The organism is Haloparvum sedimenti, from assembly GCF_001462205.1.
Lineage (GTDB): Archaea > Halobacteriota > Halobacteria > Halobacteriales > Haloferacaceae > Haloparvum > Haloparvum sedimenti.
The window spans coordinates 159790-178496 of the sequence record NZ_LKIR01000121.1 but is presented as its reverse complement, the minus strand read 5'-3'; the positions used below and the strand labels follow the sequence as shown (position 1 = coordinate 178496).

Sequence of the window (18707 nt, the reverse complement as noted above, 5' to 3'; positions counted from 1 at the left end):
TCGCGGACGACCTCATGGACGCGGCACTCGCGCTGGCTCGGGACCAGGACCTGCCGCTGGACCGTATCGTCCTTGACGTGGATCCGGCCAACGAGCGCGCACGGGCCTTCTACGACCGCCACGGCTTCGAGTCGTGGGGCGAGCTCGTCGCGCGGGACCTCTGAGGGTCTCCGTCCTCCCGCCGCATCGCCGGCAGCCGACTACTGCATGCCCCACTTGCCGAGGTCGAGCAGCAGGACGATCGCGTCCTCGCCGTCGCCGTAGTACCCCCCGACGCGGCGCACCGGCTCGAACCCCTCGTCGCGGTACAGCGAGCGCGCGACCTCGTTGCTCTCCCGCACCTCGAGTTTGACGACGACCGCGCCCGCTCCGGCGAGTTGCACCAGCCCGTTCCGGAGCAGTCGGCGACCGATCCCGCGACCGCGCGCGTCCGGGTGCACGGCGAGGTCCTTGACGTGGCCGATGTCGCGGCCGGCGTTGGGCATCACGTCGCCGACGACGTAGCCGACGACCGCGCCCCCGCGGACCGCGACGAGGAACGCCGGCTCCTCGACCAGCCGCTCGAAGGCGTCGTAGGGCCACGGGTCCGAGAAACAGGCGCGCTCGATGCGGAGCACCGACAGGAGGTCCTCGCGGCGCGCCCCGCGGACGGTCACGTCCGCCGATTCCTCGTGCACGCCTCGGCTCAGGGGCGGTCGACTCATAAGCCCGACGGCGGACGGCCACGGCGACGCACCCGCCGCTCGCGAGGGCGCTCGTGGTCCGCGAAAAATCGGCGAAAACGGGGCGGTCGGCGGTCCTCAGTCGTCGGCGGGCGCGGCGCCGCTGCCGGACTGGTGCTGCTGCTTGGTCCACGAGAGCTTGCCGCCGGCCGCGAGAATTTCGAGTTCGCGGTCGGAGGCGTCGAGCTCCGCCGTGAACTCCCAGTCGTCGTTCACGCGGGCGGTGAACGTCTCCTGGCCCTCGCGCACGGCCGCGTCCACGTCGTCGAGGATCTCGATGTCGTCGCCCTGGTCGATCTTCTCGTACGTCTCCGCGTCGATCGCCAGCGGGACGATGCCGAAGTTGAACAGGTTCGCCTTGTGGATGCGGGCGAAGCTCTGCGCGAAGACGGCCTCGATGCCGAGGAACATCGGACAGAGCGCGGCGTGTTCGCGCGAGGAGCCCTGGCCGTAGTTCTCGCCGGCCACGAGGACGCCGCCATCGGCGTCGAGCGCTCGGTCCGCGAACGTGTCGTCGACGCGCGAGAGCGTGAACTCGGAGAGCTTCTCGATGTTCGAGCGGAACTTGAGAATGTCCGCCGTCGCCGGGATGATGTGGTCCGTGGTGATGTTGTCCTCCATCTTCAGCAGCGCCTCGCCGCTGATGTCGGAGTCGATGCCGTCACGGATGGGCACGTCGCCGATGTTCGGGCCCTTGATCAGCTCGTCGTCGATGGCCTCTTCGGGGGTGATGATGTCGGGGTCGTCCTGGCCCATGCCGGGACCGTAGGCCTCGCCCATCTCCAGGCCGGGCGCCTCGAGGTCGCCGAGCTCGTCCGCGAGGTCGCGGGGGTCGACGATCTCGCCGGTGATGGCCGCGGCGGTCGCGACCTCGGGCGAGCAGAGGAAGACGGAGTCGTCCTCGATGCCGGAGCGGCCCTCGAAGTTGCGGTTGAACGTGCGCAGCGAGACGGAGTCGGAGGCGGGGACGTGGCCGATGCCGATACAGGCACCGCACGTCGCCTCGGAGAAGTTGACGCCGGCCGCCATCATCTCCGCGGTCCAGCCCTCGCGGGCGAGCATCTCGGACGCCTGCTTGGAGCCGGGCGCCACGATCATCTCGGTGTGCTTCGCGACCTCGCGGCCCTCGAGCATCTTCGCGCCGGGCAGGATGTCCTCGTAGGCGCCGTTCGTACAGGAGCCGATGATGACCTGCTCGACCTCGGTGCCCTCGTACTCGCTGACGGGGGCGACCTTGTCGGGCATCGACGGCGCGGCGACGAGCGGCTCGAGGTCGTCGAGGTTCACCGTGATCTCCTCGGCGTACTCGGCGTCCGCGTCGGGCTGGAGGTCGACGAACTGGTCCTCGCGGCCCTGCTTCGCGAGCCACTCCTCGGTCTTCTCGTCGGTCGGGAAGATGGAGGAGGTGGCGCCGAGCTCGGTGCCGAGGTTGGTGATCGTCGTCCGCTCGGGGATGGAGAGCGACTCGGCGCCGGGCCCGGTGTACTCGAACACCTTGCCGACGCCGCCCTTGACGGTCAGCTCGCCGAGGAGGTGGAGCGCGATGTCCTTCGCGGTCGCCCACTCGGGCAGCTCGCCCTCGAGGTGGACGTTGACGACCTCGGGCATCTCGACGTAGTAGGCACCGCCGCCCATCGCGACCGCGATGTCGAGCCCGCCCGCGCCGATCGCGAGCTGGCCGAGCCCGCCGGGGGTCGGCGTGTGCGAGTCGGAGCCGAGCAGCGTCTTGCCGGGCGCCGCGAAGTTCTCCTTGTGGACCTGGTGGCAGATGCCGTTCCCGGGCCGGGAGAAGTAGGCGCCGTACGTGCCCGCCGCCGAGCGCAGGAAGCGGTGGTCGTCGGTGTTCTTGAAGTCGAACTGGTAGGTCTGGTGGTCGCAGTACTGCGCGGCCAGCTCGGTCTGGACCTCGTCCATCTCCAGCGCCTCGAACTGGAGCCAGACCATCGTCCCGGTCGTGTCCTGTGTGAGCACCTGGTCGATCTCGATACCGATCTCCTCGCCGGGCGTCAGCTCGCCCTCGACGAGATGGTTATCGAGGATCTTCTCCGTAATCGTCTGTCCCATATCGATCCGAGATGCGGTCGCCCCGGATATAAATCCCGCGAGTTTTCCGCATAACGACCGTGTGGAATCGCCACACGAAACGGCGGTAAGAGAACGGGTGTCTTCCCCATCCCCTATTATGATTTGAACACTCAATATCTCGGTTCGGCGCCCGCGTGAGGCGACCGCTCCACCGGCGTCCCGAGTCGACACGACTTTGCGCCGCGGCCCCGCTCCCTCGGGCATGTTCGAATCGGGCGCGTACGTGGCGGAGTCGCTGGAGCGCGCGGGCGCGGACCTCGACGAGGAGCAGGTCCAGCCGAACGGCGTCGACCTGACGCTCGGCGAGGCCTTCGTGCAGACGGAACCGGGGCACATCGAGCGCGGCGGGAAGTCGGTCGGCGACCGCGCGCGCGTGGAGCCGGACGCGGAGGACCGCTACGCCCTGGAGCCGGGCGCGTACGTCGTGCGGTACGGCGAGCCGGTCCGGATCCCCGAGGGCCACGTCGGCTTCGTCTACCCGCGGTCCTCGCTCCTGCGTAACTCCTGTATGCTCAACACGGCGGTGTGGGACGCCGGCTACGAGGGCGTCGGCGAGGGGCTCCTCCAGGTGGGCCACGACCTCTCCGTCGAGCGCGGCGCACGGATCGCGCAACTGGTGCTCGCTCGCGCGGACCACTCCGGGACCTACGACGGGAGCTATCAGGGCGAGCGGCTCTGATCCGCACCACCAGTACGGACGGCGACGACGCGGAGCGATGGCGGTACTGACGAAGCGATGTTGGGGCGATGTCGATGCGGTCGGCGCGCGCGAGCAACGCGCGCGAGGGAGGCGGCGGCGCGGCCGCATTGCGGGGCGTTGCGGTTCGCGGCCGCGCCGCCGCCGAGGCTGGGGAGGTGTGAGGCTGCGGTGCGGTTGCGGTGCTGTGCGGGGCTGCGGGTGGGGCTGAAAGGGGCAGTCGGCTCGATCCGGCCCCGGTGCCTCAAGCACCGCAGCGCGCGGTGTCTCCAGCGCGCTACCGCACGCTGGAGGCTCGCGAGACGCGGTTTGTCTCGCCAAGCGGAGAGCGAGGAGCGCAGCGCGTGCCGCGGCCGGTCGAGCCGGCTGGGGCTTTCTGGACGGTGCTGTCCAGATCAGCAGCATCTACGACAAAACGAGATCAGTGGCAGAGAGAGCCGGCTGGGGCTTTCTGGACGGTGCTGTCCAGATCAGCAGGATCAACAACTGAGTCGGAAAAGGACGAAGAACTGTCAGCGACTGCAAAAGCGCGTCGAACGAGTCAACGCGGCGCTCCGAACGGTCAAGAACGCAAAAGTCCGCCATCATACCGCAAACCGAAAAAGTGGGCAGCAGCCAGTGCCCGTCAGTCGTCGCGGCGACCGCCGTCGGTGGCGGCCGCGCCCGCGCCCTCGTCGGACTCGGCCCCGCGCTGGCCCTTGTAGCGGGCGCGCAGGACGTTACCGTACATCGAGAGCACGAGCCCCGCGAACAGCACGAGGAAGCCGACGTTGATGCCGATCGTCCGCAGCAGGCTCCCCTCGTTGAACGCGAGTTCGCTCGGGACCGGGTAGCCCCCGTAGGTGACCGACGAGAGCAGGACGCTCACGATGCCGAGCACCGCGGCCGCGCCGAACACGTTGACCGCGAGCCGCCAGCTCTTCTTCCGGCGGAGCTTCTCGATGCCCGTCGACTCGTAGTCGTCCGGGTCACCGTGGAAGTTCGGCGTCTCCTCCTTCGAGAGGAACGCCTTCATCTCCACCGGGTAGAAGGCGGGATGCATCGCGTGTTCGAAGGTGTGGAACATGATCCCCATCAGCATGATGATGCCGAGCAGGCCGTGGAAGGCGATGAACGCCATCGCGGCCGACTGGGAGTTGTACGTGCTGATGAGCCAGGACTTCTGCCAGATGAGCAGGCCCGAGACCATCAGCAGCAGCAGCTCGACGGTGAAGATGGCGATGACGCCCTTGCCGACGTACGACAGGAGCGGGATCTCGTCCGCCTTGTAGCCGGCGAACTGGCGCGCGGCCGGGTGCCGCTCGTCGGCGCGCCCGAGCGCGAACTGCACGTCCTGGATGAACGCCTGCGGGTCGTTCGAGAAGTCGGGCAGCAGGTCGCCGATCGGCGCGCCGTCCGAGGAGCTGAGCAGCATGTACAGCACCCACGTCGTCGTGAGCGCGATGAGCGCGAAGCCGGCCGCGCGGTGGACCGCCAGCACGCCCGTGTTGCCGCCCATCAGCTCCAGCAGCCACCACAGCTCTGCGTTGAACGCGATGGCGTACCCCGTGAAGAACAGCAGGAACACGGTGAGCGCCAGAAGCGAGTGGAAGGTCGTGGTGACCTTCGAGAACTTCCCGTGGTCGAGGCTCGTCATCGCTCCCCCCCGTCGGTCACCGCAGCCTCGCGGCTCGGCTCCTCGCTGCCCGCGGGCGGCTGCATCCGCGCCGCGAGCCGGTGGAACGCCGCCCAGTGGATGAACAGCAGCACGAGGATGAACGCCCCGAGGACGATGTCCGCGATGTGGATCAGTTTGATCGCGCCGTTCAGCAGGGCGATCTCGAACGTCTCGCCGCTGACGCCGTACACCCAGCTCGCGCCGACGCCGCCGCCGGAGACGGTCGGCCGCACGCGCTGGAGCGCCTCGAACCAGACTCCCTGCTGACCGACGTACCAAACGGAGCCGCTCGCCACGAGCAGCCCGACGACCGAGCTGACGAGCAGCGCCGCGTCGTCGCTCAGTCCGCCGCCTCCGTCCGCTCCGTCGGTCGACTCCGCGTCGCCGTGACCGCCGGCGTCGGCGGTCGGCTCGTCGCCGCCCGCCGCGCCGTCGGTGGTCGTGTTGTCGCTCATAGTCTATCGAACATCTCCGCCTCTTCCTCCCCGAAGATGATGTTCAGGGCGGTCTCGTTGAAGAACGATCCACTGTCGCGCTTGTCGAGCTCGTCGACGATGTCGCCGGTCGAGCCGACGAGGATGGCGTCGGTCGCGCACTCCTCGGCGCAGGCCGGTCCCTTCGAGGCGTGCTGGCGCTCGCGACAGCCCGTACACTTGTCCATCACGCCGCCGGTGCCGAACACCTCGGAGGTGATCGTCCCCTCGCTGTCGGGGAACTGCGGCGCGCCGAACGGACAGCCGGACAGGCAGTACTGGCAGCCGACACAGAGGTCGTCGGTGACCGACACGAAGCCGTCGTCGTTCTTCTGGAGCGCGTTGGTCGGACAGACCGACACGCAGGGTGCGTTCTCACAGTGGTAACACTGCATCGGCAGGGAGGTCTCGCCGGGGCTCTGCCCCTCCGAGAGCGCCGCCGTCTGGCGGGCGTTGTACCCTTCGGCACCCTCCTGCCCTTCGAGCATGGTCGAGATGTCGATACGCTGTTCGTCGTTGGGGACGTCGTAGGTGCGTTTGCACGCGACGACACACGACCCGCAGTCGATACACGCCTCGACGTCGGGGAAGATCCGCATGCCCTCGCCGGTGCTCATCACACCGTCGCTCATCCGCGCCCCGGAGTCGTTTGTTGACATTGTCAGTCGTCTCCGAACGCTTGCTCGTTCATGTCCCAATCACGCACGTCGTAGCCCTTCTGTCGACCCATTCCCGCCTCGTCCTGCGGGTAGTCGATGAACTCCATCCCGTACTCCTCGATGCGGGCCTCGGTGGCCTTCTCGATGGTGACCATCCCTGCCTTCGTCTCCTGCATCTGCGTCTCCACGTCGAAGCCGGACGAGGTGACGATGTTGGCGGAGTCCCCGATGGCCATCGGCTTGGCCCCCTCGGGGTACTGGTCGACCTGGCTCTGGCCGGCGAAGACGCCGCCCCAGTGGTACGGGAGGAAGATCTCCTCCTGGTTCGGGCGGTGCGTCACCTTCGCCTTCACCAGGATGGAGCTTTTCCCCTGGCTGGTGGGGTGGATGATGACGTGGTCCTCGCCCCCCTGAAGGTCCATCTCCTCGGCGATATCGGGATGGATCTCCGCGTACATGTGCGGCTGGAGGTCGGCCGTGAGGCGGTTGTTCCGGGTCTCGGAACCGCCGCCCTGGTGTTCGACCTGCCGGCCGGACGTGAGGATCATCTGCTGGGCGTCGTCGCTGACGCCGTCCAACTCGCGCATCGCCTGCTCCTGGACGTCGGCGTTGTTCTGGTCGAGCCGCCAGAAGTTGTGCTGCTGGCCGTTGGCGGGCCACTCCTGGACGAAGTCCGCCCGCGGGCTCTCGATGGGCTCGCGGTGGACCGGCACGGTGTCGAGGAAGTTCCAGACGACCGCGCGCGCACGGCCGCGCCCCGTCGGTGCGTCCGGCTGTGCGAAGTCGTACTGCTCCCACCAGTCGAGGTCGTGGTTGTGGCCGTAGTTCTCGTTGAGTTCGACGGCCGCGTCGTACGGCGACGTGTCCTCGCGGAGCGCGTACTCCTGCGGGAGCGACTGCTGGTCCGGCTCGGTGATGTCGTCCGGCAGCGTCGTCGTGTACGCCGGGTACTGGGGGACGCCCTGGATCTCGCCGTCCCACCAGTCGGGCTCGAAGGGGTCACGCAGCATGTCGAGCCCCGCTTCGCCCTCGGCGTCGTACGTCTCCTGCATCGGGTACTCCTTGTCGGTCCCCATGGCGTCCCACTCCTCCGGGGTCGGGGCCTGCACGCCCCAACTGGCCCGGAAGTCGTGACCGCCCTCGCGCGGGTCCCGGTCGGACGTCCAGATGATCGGCGTGCCGGGGTGGTCGCCGCCCCAGTAGGGCCACGGGAGCGACCAGTAGTCGCCGGAGACGGGCAGGCCGGGCTTGTCCGCCCGGAGCGTCTCCGTGTTGAACGCCCAGTCGTACTCGACGTGCTCCTGGAGCTTCTCCGGCGGCTGCTGGTAGCCGATGGAGCGCGTCCCCAGGTTGATCTCGCGGAGCGCGTCCTCGTAGGAGGAGCGCCCGTTGTGGATCTCGTTGCCGGTCCCCCAGTCGAAGTGCTCGCCGAAGCCGAGGTAGTCGGCGAGCTCCTGGAAGATCTGGAGGTCGGGCTTGGAGTTGTGGCCCGGCGGCGCGACGCGCTCGGACCACTGCACCGAGCGGTGCGTGTTCGTCAGGGTGCGGACGTGCTCGTACTGGCTGGAGGCCGGCAGCAGGAGGACGTTGTCCTCCTTCGAGAGCGTCCCCGCGACCGAGGGGAACACGTCGACGACCACCAGCAGGTCGAGCGCCTCCATCGCCTGCCGCTGTTTGTCCATCTCGGAGATGGAGTTCGCGGAGTGGCCCCAGTAGAAGGCCATCTTCACCGGGTCCGGCTGGTAGAGCTCCGACTCGAGCAGGCGGTCCTCCTGTTCGAGCGCCGCCTCGTACCAGCGGGCCACCGTCAGCCCGCGGTGGAACATCATGTTCCCGTCGGTGTCCGGGAAGCTCTCGTCACGCCCAGAGGCGGGCGGCTCCCCGTTGATCAGCTCGTACGTCTCCGCGTCCATCGTGGCGAAGTAGTCCTCGTGCATCTCCTCGGCGGAGATGCTCCCGGAGGTCCACGGGCTCCGGTTCCAGACGTTGGTCCAGTGCTGCCACGAGCCGGGCGCGCCGACGCCGTAGTAGCCGGGCAGGATCGACGACTCGACGCCGAGGTCGGTCGCGCCCTGCACGTTCGCGTGGCCGCGCATGACCTGCAGGCCGCCGCCCGAGCGGGCCGCGGAGCCGGTCGCCAGCGACGTGAGCGCGTACGAGCGGATGTTCTGGGTCCCGTTGTTGTGCTGGGTCCCGCCCATCGCCCACTCGATCTGGATGTTGGGCTTGTTCTCGATCATCAGGTCGCCGAGCTCGGCGAGTTCGTCCTCGCCGATCCACGTCAGCTCGGAGACGGTCTCGAGGTCGTACTGACCGAGCTCCGGCTCGACGTCGTCCCAGCCCATCACGCGCTCGTCGAGCATCTCCTGGTCGAGCTCGCCCTGCTCGCGGATGTAGTTGACCAGGCCCATCATGATCGCCACGTCCGTCCCGGGCCGCATCCGGTAGTAGTGGTCGGCGTGGGCCGAGGTCTTCGTGAACCGCGGGTCGATGGAGACGACCGTGCCGCCGCGCTTCTGCCCCTCCAGGATGTGCTGCATCACGACCGGGTGGGCCTCCGCGGGGTTCTGCCCGATGATGATGAGCAGGTCGAAGTTGCGGTAGTCGTTGATCGTGTTGGTCATCGCCCCGTAGCCCCACGTGTTCGCGAGGCCGGTGACGGTCGTGGAGTGACAGATGCGCGCCTGGTGGTCCACGTTGTTGGTCCCGAGGAACGCCGCGAACTTCCGGGAGGCGTAGGCCGCCTCGTTCGAGTGGTGCGCGGAGCCGAGCAACATGACGCTCTCGGGACTGTACTGCTCGACGGTCTCCTCGTAGGTCTCGGCGATCTGCGTGTACGCCTCGTCCCACGAGATCTTCCTCCACTCGCCGTCCTCCTTTCGCATCGGATGTTTGAGGCGGCGCGGCGAGTGCTCCGTCTCGAGGATGCCGGCGCCCTTCGAGCAGAGCGACCCGTTGTTCAGCGGGTTCTCGTGCCACGGCTCCTGGCCGACGAACGCGTCGCCCTCCTTGACCGCCTTGAACCCGCAGCCGATCGAACAGTAGTTACAGATCACTTTGCTGGTCTCGGCGTCGTCACCGATGCCGGACTCTTCCTCGTCTTGGCCAAGGACCTGTCCCGTCGCGCCGCCCCCGAGGGCGACCGCGCCGGCGAGCGCGGACGCCTTCATGAACGAGCGTCGGTCGAGGTCGATGGTTACTGGTTCGGATGTGCTCATGGCTGCTGCCTCGCGCGCTCGCCCCCGACCGCGGCCCACGCCGCTACGGCGATGGCCACCGCGGCGTTCCGCACTGTCCCGCCCACCACGGCCGAGCCGGCGCGCCTAGCATGCGTTCCGACGCACGGACTCGCCGTTATTAATCTTTTGCCACTAACGATCGATAATCACCCGGCAAAAACGTCCGACAGAACCGAGATCGGGCCGGTGACTGGTCTGTGTGGCAGGATTTCGCACGGGTACAAAAAGAGATCCCCTCGTGAACCGCCGAGGGGGCAAGGTCTATGCCGCTGAGTCAGTAACCTCGGTGCAATGAGGACAGGGACCTTCGTCTGCTCGTGTGCGGACTCCTGTGACATCGACCTGGAGGGGGCCCGCGAGGGCGTCCAGGGGGTCGACGTCGCGGCGAGTTCCAGCATGCTCTGCGGAGACGGGCTCGACGGGCTCGCGGCGGTCGTGGACGACCGCGACCTCGACGAGCTCGTCGTCACGTGCCCGGAGCCGGCCGCGCAGGACCGGATCCGAGACGCGGCGACCGAACTCGGCGTCCACCCCGACGCGGTCGAGTTCGTGGACCAGCGCGAGGGCGCCGGCTGGGTCCACGAGGAGTCGGCCGCGACCGACAAGACCGCCCGCATGGTCAACGCCGCGGCCGCCGGGATGGCCCACGAGGCCGGCCCGGGGAACCACACGCAGGAGGCCGGCGACCGCGTGCTGGTCGTCGGCGACCCCGAGGCCGCGGTTGCGCTCGCCGAGGAGGCGGACGTGACGCTCGTCGCGGACGGCGAGGACCTCTCGGACGCGCCGGACCTCGACGAGGTGACCGTCGAGCGCGGCCGCCCGGTCGGCGTCGAGGGCGAGTTCGGGGGCTTCCGCGTCGAACTGCAGGCCGGCGTCACCGAGGACTGCATCTCCTGTATGAAGTGTCTGAAGGAGGGCCCCGACGAGCACATGACCGCGCGCCCGGTCGACATCGACCCGGACGCGCCGCGCGGCGACTGGGAGGAGTGCTGCCCGGTCGACGCCATCGCCGTCGACGGCACCGCCCGCGTGATCGAGGTCGACCAGGTCGTCTGGCCGGCCGCGACCCGACAGGCGCGCGGCGGCCGCGTCGGCTTCTACACCGGCCCGGTCGACGCCGGCACCGTCGCTTCGGTCACCTCGCTGCTGGGCGGCGTCTCCAAGCCCGACTTCCTCGACCTCGCGATGGACGTCTGCGCGGCCGGCGCGTCGAGCAAGCAGGGCTGCACCGAGTGCGTCGACGCCTGCCCCCACGAGGCGGTCTCGCGCCCGCGCGTCGACGAGGTCTCCTTCGACAAGACCGCGTGTCAGAACTGCGGCGCCTGCACCTCCTCCTGTCCGACCGGTGCCGTCCAACTGCGCGAGCCCTCCAACGAGCGGATCGCTCGCGAGGTCGAGGCGCTCGTCACCCCCACCGTCGACGACGACGGCGGCTGGCTGTTCGGCCGCGGGGGCGAGGCGGGCGTCGAGACGCCGGTCGTGGCGTTCGTCTGCTCGGAACGCGCCGCGGAAGCGCTCTCGGAGTTCGGCCGCCGCGCCGCCCGCGGCGACGACGTGACCTACCCGCCGATCCTGCCGGTACAGGTGAACTGCACGGACACGGTCGGCGAGGGCCACGTCATGCACGCGCTCGCGTCGGGCGCGGCGGGCGTGGCGATCGTCGGCTGCGGCGGCGAGTGCCTCCACTCCGGCCCCGACCCGAAGGCCGAACTCGTCGACCGGCTCAACCGGGCGACCCGCGACCTGGGGCTCGGCGAGCGCGTCGGCTTCTTCGCGCCCGAGGCCGAGGAGCCGGGCGCCTTCGAGGAGGAACTCGGCCGGTTCGTGGTCGAGACGCTCGAGGAGACGCCGGTTCCCGCGGGCGAACACGAGGCGACCGGGCAGATCGAAGTCGGTCCAACCGACGCCGACGGCTCGAACGCGGTCGCCACCGACGGCGGCACCGTGCCGGGCGACGACCCCGGTGAGGGTGGCCCGTCCACGATCGGTCCGGACCTCGGCCCGCGGCCGAATCCGGACTTCGACTCGCACGCGTGGACGCTGGAGAGCGTGCGGGCGATCCTCGAACACGTCGATCCGGAGCGTGAGGTCATCCGCGGGCTGAAGGACTTCGGGAGCGTCGAGGTGTCGGACGCCTGCACGCTGACGCCCACCTGTTCGAACATGTGCCCGACCGACGCGCTCCACCGCGACACCGAGACCGCGGACCTGCTGTTCAGCCACGAGCGCTGCGTCAACTGCGGGCTCTGCGAGGAGGGCTGCGTCGAGGACGCCATCACCGTCGAGTCGGGGCTCCACCTCGACCAGCTCCCGGAGAACCGCGACGGCGAGCCGTGGCGGGTCGTCTTCGACGGCGCGATGCGCGAGTGCGCGATGTGCGGCACGCCCTTCGCCTCGGAGGGCTCTGCCGCGAAGGTCCAGGAGGAGGTCGGCGACGTGGTCGCCGGCATGGCGCCCGAGGGACAGAACATCTTCGACTACTGCGACGACTGCCGGCCGCGCGTGCTGTTCGGGTCCGGCGACGGCCCCGACACCGGCCCCGGGGGCCGCGGCGCGGGACCGGGGGGTGACCGATGAGCGTCGACCAGAGCGCGCTGTACGAGGCGCGGCTGGAGCTCGTGAACTTCCTGATCGACGCCTTCGCTGACTACCCGCCCGAGGAGCTGCTGGAGCGACTGCTGGAGGGCGAGTTCACCGTCCCCGACCGCGAGGTCTCCGAGGAGTTGGACCGCGGCTTCGCGAAGCTGGAGGAGTTCGCGACCGAGAACGAGGGTCGCGACCCCGCCGACGTGCGCGAGGACCTCGAACCGGAGTACACGCGCGTCTTCGTCGGCCCGCGGCCACCGGTCCTCCCGCACGAGACGTACTTCCGGACGGACACGGACTTCCGCGGCGAGGGGCTCGCGAAGGTGGAGGCCTCCTACGGGGCGTCGGGCTGGACCCCGCCGGAGGAGTACCCCGAGGAGAACGACCACGTCGCGGTCGAACTCGCCTTCCTGCGCTACCTCATCAAGCGCCAACGGGACGGCGACGAGGAGGCGTTCGGCTTCCAGCGCGTCTTCCACGACGAACACCTCTCGCAGTGGATCGACGACTGCGCCGAGGAGACGCTCTCGACCACCGACGAGACCTTCTACGAGGCGGCCGCGCACCTGCTGCGCGGCTACGTCGCCTTCGAGGAGGAGATCGCGAACGCGATGACTTGAGGGGTCGTCGGCGTGAGTCGGGCGGGCGATCCGTCCGAGTACTGTCCTGATCTGACCGCCGTTCCTGTCAGACCGCCGTTTCTGATCTGACCGGACGGAGCCTCGGCTCAGTCGGTCGAACCGTCGCGGAGATCGGGAGTTCGCCGGCGGACGCGCCCCACGGTAGCCGAAGCGACCGATACGCGATCCGCTGGCGACGGAGAGAGAGGCGCCGGAGCGGAATCCGGCGCGATAGACAGACAAGGTCGCGTGCCGTCTCCGGCACGCCGTGCTCACACATGGGCAGGCTTGGGAGGACCGGCGAACCGGTCGGGTGCATGTCAGTGGGGTCTGCCCACCAACATGTACGGCCGGGGCGACATAAGGGACCCCGGGCGGGTTCCATCCCGGCCGGAACCGACGACAGATATTTATATCAAAACGAGCCGTGGCGGGTCGGACCGTCTCCGCCGTCCGGTCGTCACCGGCCGGCGGTCACTCGTCGCCGTCGCAGACCCCGAGCGGGAGGTCCGCGGGTGCGGGCCGGTCGCCGGCGCCGTCGCAGGCGTCGTCGACTAACGCGGCGACCTGCTCCTCGACGGTGCGCCCGCGGGCGGCTGCAAGCCCCGCAAGCCGCTCGTAGCGCTCCGCCGACAGCTGAAGCGTTCGATCGCTCATACCGATCCCATCGTTTCCCTCCCTCAAAAACACACCACACCGTGGCAGGATTCCCCGGCGTCCGGGACGCTACACCGCGAATATCGTGGGTCGAGTCGTTGACCCACCGCGAACGCCTCACCGCGAGAGGGACACGCGCTCCGCGTCGGTCGCGGCCGCGCGGGCGCGGTCTTCCAGCCACGCCGGCTCGATGTCGGCCATCTGGTCGAGCCCGGCGTTCGTCTCGGGCTGGGCGGGCGCGAACCGCTCACACCCGGCGGGGATCGACGCCGCCTCGTAGGTGCCGAGTCGCTTGGCGCGCTCGGTGATCTCGTTCTTGTCGACCGTCAAAAGCGGGCGATGGACCGGGAACTCCGTGGCCGAGTCGAGCACGCTCATGTTCTGGGTCGTCTGGCTCGACTTCTGGCCGATCGCCTCGCCGGTGACCACGCCGGTCGCGCCGCGGTCGGCCGCGACCTCCGCGGCGACGCGGTAGAGGAACCGGCGGAAGACGAGCATTCGCCCCTGCTCGAGTAGGTCCGCCAGGTCCGCACAGACGTCGCCGCCGTCGACGACCAGGAGTTCGTCGAGGTGGTTCGGTCCGTAGCGCGCGAGCGTCCGCGCGGACGCCTCCGCCCTGGCGCGATGATCCGGGCCGCCGAAGTCGCCGAGGTCGACGTATACCGGGAGCACGGGCGCGCCGCGGCGCATCACCTCGAAGGCGGCCACGGGGGAGTCGATCCCGCCCGACAGCAGGCTCACGAGCGGGCGCTGGGACCCGAGCGGGAGCCCACCCGGGCCGCGGTGTTTCGGGCCGAAGACGTACGCGGCGTCCGGGTGGACCTCCGCCCGGACGACGTAGTCGGGGTCGTCGAGGTCGACGGCCGGTCGGCTTCCTCGGTCGCCGCCTCCGTCGACGGTCCGCGCCTCGAGCGCGTCCAGCACCGCGGCGCCGCCCTCGCGCTCGGCGTCCTCGCTGGTGAACGGGTAGTCGGTCCCGACGCGGTTGACGCGGACCGCGACCGACCCGCCCGCGTAGGTCGCCTCGGCGGTGCGCGCGAGCGCGTCCGTGACCGCCTCGAGGGTCGGATCGACCGTCGTCGCTGGGCTCGCGGAGACGACGCCCGGCGCGTCGGTGGCGGCCTCGGTCGCGGCCGCCGGCTCCGCGGTCTCGATCAGGGGACGGTTGCGCCGGTGGCCGACCGCTCCGTCGATCCCCCGATCCGCGAGCAGCGCGCGGAGGTTCTCGCCGAGCGTCGACTGCATCTCGTAGCGGACGCGCTCGCTCTTGGTTCCGACCTCGCCCACGCGGCAGATCACGGTGTCGGCGCCGGGCGGGAGGGCGTCCGGATCGACCGACGCGGCCGGGACGTGGCTCATGGCGCACGGTAGCGGCCCGGGCGGTAAATCCCCGCCGGTCGGCGGTCGGGACGGCCGGCTCCGTTCGGACCGAAACCCTTTCGGAGAGACCGGCGAAATCCGGGCCAAATGCGGAACAGCGGACCGCCGAAAGGGCTCATCTCCTACCTCGCGCTGGAGCTTCTGGAGGAGCGACCCCGGTACGGCTACGAGCTCCTCAAGGAGATCACCGACATCAGCGGCGGTCACTGGGAGCCCTCCTACGGCTCCGTCTACCCCATCCTCTACAAGTTCGAGGAGGAGGGGTACACCGAGCGCGTCGAGCGCGAGGACGAGCCGGACCGCAAGTACTTCGCCATCACCGAGGCCGGCCGCGAGAAGCTGTCCGAGAAGCGCCGGGAGGTCGGGGCGAACGCCCGCGACTTCGGCGACGTGGTGCTCGGCTTCTACCACCTGTTCGCGGCGCTTTCGACCGCCGACCGGTTCGCGGTCGACGACGAGGGCGGCGAGTGGTGCTACTCCGAGACGTTCAGCCGCTGGATCGTCGAACAGGTGATCCGCCACCACGAGCGCGACTTCGACGAGTTCGAGCGGTTCGACTGCACGGTCGAGGAGTTCTACGAACGGTACGCGGACGACGGTGGACCGGCCGCCGACGATTGACGGCTGCTCGGTCCCGTCCGCAGCATACCCGAGCCGTGGGCTCGTCGGGTCGGGTCAAAACGAAAGGGGAAGCCCGCGCCGAAACGGCGCGGGCCTGCCGCCCTAGATAGGTCCCCGCTGACGCTTCGGCCCTCCAAGACGAAGCGTCACCGGAGAAAAGCCGCCGTATCCACTTAAGCGTGACGAGCGCGGCATCAGTTCCCGGCTCGGACCGCGCCCGGCCGGCGCGCAGTCGTGCGCTTTTCTGTTTCGTCGTCGCGCCAGACCTACTGTCTCGCCGGGTGATCGACGGGGAGCCGCGGGCCGCCGCCGGTGGTGTTCTCGCGGAGCGTGTCGCCCTCGTAGCCGTCCGGCTCGCGGATCAGGTCGCGCTCGCGCAGCTCCGGCACGACGAGGTCGACGAAGTCCTGCAGCGAGTCCGGGCGGACGACCTCCTTCACGTTGAAGCCGTCGACGCCCACCTCGTGGAACCAGTACTCCAGCTCGTCGACGACCTGCTCGGGTGTGCCGACGATCTTCGGCGAGGTGGTGCCGAGCCCGGAGAACTCCGCGACCTCCCGGACGGTCCACTCGCGGTCGGGTTGCGAGGAGGTGAACGCGTTCATCGTCCCCTGGATGGCGTCGGTCTCGATGTGCTCGACCTTCTGGTCGGGGTCGAGCGCCGACAGATCCATGTCGAGGAACCCGGACAAAAGCGCGAGCGTCGCCTCCACGTCGACGTTCTCCTTGTAGGACTCGTACTTCGCCTGCGCGATGGCCTCGGTCTCGCCGACGACGGGAACGACGCCGATGAAGAACTGGAGGCTCTCGGGGTCGCGCCCGGCGTCGGCCGCGCGCGACTGCACGTCCTCCATGTACTCCACGACGCCCTCCTCGGTCGGCTGGCTGGCGAACACCGCCTCCGCGTTGCGCGCGGCGAAGTCGCGGCCGTAGTCGGAGGAGCCGGCCTGATAGATGACGGGCGTGCGCTGCGGCGACGGCTCGCAGCCGTGCGGGCCGGGGACCGAGAAGTGCTCGCCCTCGTGGTCGATGGCGTGGACCTTCTCGGGGTCGGTGTAGCGGCCGGCCTCGCGGTCGACCTCGACGGCGTCGTCCTCCCACGAGTCCTCCCACAGGGCGTAGCAGACCTCGAGGAACTCGGCGGCGCGGTCGTAGCGCGTCTCCTTGTCCATGCGCTCGTCGAGGCCGAGGTTCGCGGCCGCCGACTCCAGGTAGGAGGTGACGACGTTGAGCGCGACCCGGCCGTCGGTGAGGTGGTCGAGCGTGGAGAACTCGCGGGCGAGCTGGTAGGGGTGGGTGTAGGTGGTCGAGCGCGTGACGGCGAAGCCGAGGTCGTCGGTGACCTCCGCCATCGCGGGGACCACCAGTTGCGGGTCGTTCGCCGGCGTCTGGACCGCCTTCTCGACGGCGGTCTCGCGGTCGTCGCCGTACACGTCGTAGATGCCGCGCACGTCCGCGAAGAAGACCGCGTCGAACCCGCCGCGCTCGGCGGTGCGGGCGACCTCGGTCCAGTACTCCCGGTCGGTGTACCGGTGCGACTGGTCGCCCGGATACGTCCACGACCCCGGCGAGACGTGCTCGACGGAGTTCATGGTGAAGAGGTTGAAGCGCATCTGCTCGGACATGCGCCGCGATACGCCCCCCACGCGGTAAACCTCGGAGAAAGTGGCGGTGTTTGTGGCTATCTCGCCCGCCCTTCGGGATGCGTCACGGACGCCGGCAAACGGTGCCCCGGCCGATCCGATCGCTCGGCGACCCCACGGGACGCTCCAGCACGACCCCGTCGCCGACGGTCCTCGAGGAGCGGTCGCGCTCCCCGCGGTCCCACGATGACTCGAACTCGGAGGACACAAAACGGCTGCCGCCCAAATCGGGGGACATGCAAGGTATCGACCCCCGCTACGACTGCGGCGGGGACGACCGCGAAACCGACCACGGCACGGAACGCGAGGGCGAGCGGCAGGGAGCGAGCGACGACGCGCGAGGATGGGCCGATCGGAGCGAGGCGAGGGACACCGCGGCCGACCGCCCGGTCCCGCATATCGACGGACCGCTTTTCGAGGCGGTCCAGCGCGGCGGCGTCTTCGCGGACTCCAAGCGGTTCGTCGACAGCACGCCGACCGGCGATCTCGACGTCATCCGGCGGACGTTTCACGAGCAGCGCGACGGCGAGGAGTTCGACCTGCGCGCGTTCGTCGAGCGGCACTTCGCCGTCGCGGAACCGGCCGGGGAGGGATTCGCCGCCGATCCGGACCGGTCGATGGTCGACCACGTCGACGCGCTGTGGGACCACCTCACCCGCGAGGGGGACCTCGCGGTCGACCCGGAGTCGACGCGGATCGAGCTCCCGCACCCCTACGTCGTCCCGGGCGGCCGCTTCCGCGAGATCTACTACTGGGACAGCTACTTCACTGCCGAGGGGCTCGCCGCTGCCGGTCGGAACGACCTCGTCGTGTCAATGGCGGACGACTTCGCCGCGCTGGTCGACCGCTTCGGCTACGTCCCCAACGGGACCCGCACCTACTTCGCCGGCCGGTCGCAGTTCCCGGTGTTCCACCGGCTCGTCGAGCTGCTGGTGCGTGAGCGCGGCCCGGCCGCCGTCCGGCCGTACTTGAGCCGACTCGACCGCGAGCACGGGTTCTGGACCGACGGCGCGGACCGAGTGACCGTCGACGACGGCCTCCGCGCCCATCGTCGCGTCGTCGCGCTCGGCGGAGGGAACGTCCTGAACCGTTACTGGGACGACGCGGCCGGCTCGCGCCCGGAGGCGCACGTCGAGGACGTCCTACTGGCGGAGCGCGCCGCCGAGGAACGGGACCGCGATCCCGACCGACTCCACCGCGACGTGCGCGCCGCCTGCGAGTCCGGCTGGGATTTCTCCTCGCGCTGGCTCGCGGACGGCGCGGACATGGCGTCGATCCGGACCACGGAGATCGTCCCGGTCGATCTCAACGCGTCGCTGTACGGCTTCGAAACCCGCATGGCCGATTGGCTCGACGAGTTCGGCCGGTCGGACCGCGCGACCGACTACCGTCGGGCCGCCGCCGAGAGACGCGCCGCGGTCGACGAGCACCTCTGGAACCCCGCGACGGGCTTCTACGAGGACTACCGGTTCACGACCGGCGAGCGGACCGGCCGGGAGTCGCTCGCGGCGGTCGTCCCGCTGTTCGCGGGCATGGCCAGCGAGGCGCAGGCGGCCGCGGTCGCGGAGCGGCTCCGGGACCGGTTCCTTCGCGAGGGCGGGCTGGTGACGACGCCCCGCGAGACCGGTCAGCAGTGGGACGCGCCGAACGGGTGGGCCCCGCTGCAGT

Annotated in this window: 15 protein-coding genes; 6 read left to right on the top strand and 9 right to left on the bottom strand. The window is 69.7% G+C overall.

All coding sequences use genetic code 11. From position 1 onward, the window contains the following. A partial coding sequence (locus AN233_RS17980) for a GNAT family N-acetyltransferase (protein ID WP_245626038.1) occupies positions 1-164 on the top strand: 164 nt, incomplete at its 5' end. Between the two features lie 36 nt (positions 165-200). Here AN233_RS17980 and rimI read toward each other — a convergent pair. Both rimI and AN233_RS08175 read right to left on the bottom strand, forming a co-directional pair. Beyond that, positions 201-704, bottom strand: coding sequence for a ribosomal protein S18-alanine N-acetyltransferase (gene rimI / locus AN233_RS08180; RefSeq protein ID WP_058366303.1), 504 nt, complete (start codon positions 702-704; stop codon positions 201-203). Between the two features lie 96 nt (positions 705-800). Next, entirely contained in the window at positions 801-2786 is a 1986-nt protein-coding gene (locus AN233_RS08175; protein WP_058366302.1) for an aconitate hydratase, read from the bottom strand. 223 nt (positions 2787-3009) lie between these two features. On the opposite strand from AN233_RS08175, the gene AN233_RS08170 reads away from it, so the two are divergent. Beyond that, complete coding sequence (locus AN233_RS08170; RefSeq protein ID WP_058366301.1) at positions 3010-3486, top strand: deoxyuridine 5'-triphosphate nucleotidohydrolase; 477 nt, start codon at positions 3010-3012, stop codon at positions 3484-3486. Positions 3487-4129: 643 nt separating this feature from the next. Here AN233_RS08170 and AN233_RS08160 read toward each other — a convergent pair. The 4 genes from AN233_RS08160 to AN233_RS08145 are packed head-to-tail and all read right to left on the bottom strand — an operon-like array spanning position 4130 to position 9511. Further along, on the bottom strand, positions 4130-5140 hold the full coding sequence (locus AN233_RS08160) for a cytochrome b/b6 domain-containing protein (protein ID WP_058366299.1): 1011 nt from the start codon (positions 5138-5140) through the stop codon (positions 4130-4132). Continuing rightward, positions 5137-5616, bottom strand: a complete 480-nt coding sequence (locus AN233_RS08155; protein ID WP_058366298.1) for a hypothetical protein — start codon at positions 5614-5616, stop codon at positions 5137-5139. Before AN233_RS08155 ends, AN233_RS08160 begins: the two co-directional genes overlap by 4 nt. Beyond that, positions 5613-6293, bottom strand: a complete 681-nt coding sequence (locus tag AN233_RS08150) for a 4Fe-4S dicluster domain-containing protein (RefSeq protein WP_058366297.1) — start codon at positions 6291-6293, stop codon at positions 5613-5615. The genes AN233_RS08155 and AN233_RS08150 overlap by 4 nt, the downstream gene beginning before the upstream one ends. 2 nt (positions 6294-6295) lie before the next feature. Beyond that, positions 6296-9511 (bottom strand): molybdopterin-dependent oxidoreductase, encoded by a 3216-nt coding sequence (locus AN233_RS08145; protein WP_058366296.1) that lies wholly within the window; start codon positions 9509-9511, stop codon positions 6296-6298. A gap of 312 nt (positions 9512-9823) precedes the next feature. Here AN233_RS08145 and AN233_RS08140 point away from each other — a divergent pair, with 312 nt between their 5' ends. Both AN233_RS08140 and AN233_RS08135 read left to right on the top strand, forming a co-directional pair. Beyond that, positions 9824-12109 carry a hydrogenase iron-sulfur subunit gene (locus AN233_RS08140; protein ID WP_058366295.1) on the top strand — a complete coding sequence of 762 codons (2286 nt, stop codon included), beginning with the start codon at positions 9824-9826 and terminating at the stop codon, positions 12107-12109. Beyond that, complete coding sequence (locus AN233_RS08135) at positions 12106-12738, top strand: TorD/DmsD family molecular chaperone (protein WP_058366294.1); 633 nt, start codon at positions 12106-12108, stop codon at positions 12736-12738. Before AN233_RS08140 ends, AN233_RS08135 begins: the two co-directional genes overlap by 4 nt. A gap of 474 nt (positions 12739-13212) precedes the next feature. Here AN233_RS08135 and AN233_RS08130 read toward each other — a convergent pair whose 3' ends face one another. Further along, on the bottom strand, positions 13213-13395 hold the full coding sequence (locus AN233_RS08130) for a hypothetical protein (RefSeq protein ID WP_058366293.1): 183 nt from the start codon (positions 13393-13395) through the stop codon (positions 13213-13215). A gap of 117 nt (positions 13396-13512) precedes the next feature. Beyond that, a complete protein-coding gene (locus AN233_RS08125) occupies positions 13513-14754 on the bottom strand; it encodes a tRNA sulfurtransferase (RefSeq protein WP_058366292.1) in 1242 nt (413 codons plus the stop codon). Positions 14755-14862: 108 nt separating this feature from the next. Between AN233_RS08125 and AN233_RS08120 the strand changes: the two genes are divergently transcribed. Then, positions 14863-15396 carry a PadR family transcriptional regulator gene (locus tag AN233_RS08120; protein ID WP_058366291.1) on the top strand — a complete coding sequence of 178 codons (534 nt, stop codon included), beginning with the start codon at positions 14863-14865 and terminating at the stop codon, positions 15394-15396. Between the two features lie 266 nt (positions 15397-15662). Here the strand turns inward: AN233_RS08120 and AN233_RS08115 are convergent, their stop codons facing one another. After that, entirely contained in the window at positions 15663-17021 is a 1359-nt protein-coding gene (locus AN233_RS08115) for an LLM class flavin-dependent oxidoreductase (RefSeq protein WP_058366290.1), read from the bottom strand. A 254-nt stretch (positions 17022-17275) separates the two neighbouring features. Here AN233_RS08115 and AN233_RS08110 point away from each other — a divergent pair. After that, positions 17276-18707 (top strand): trehalase family glycosidase (locus AN233_RS08110; protein WP_245626036.1); only part of this gene is annotated, 1432 nt, incomplete at its 3' end.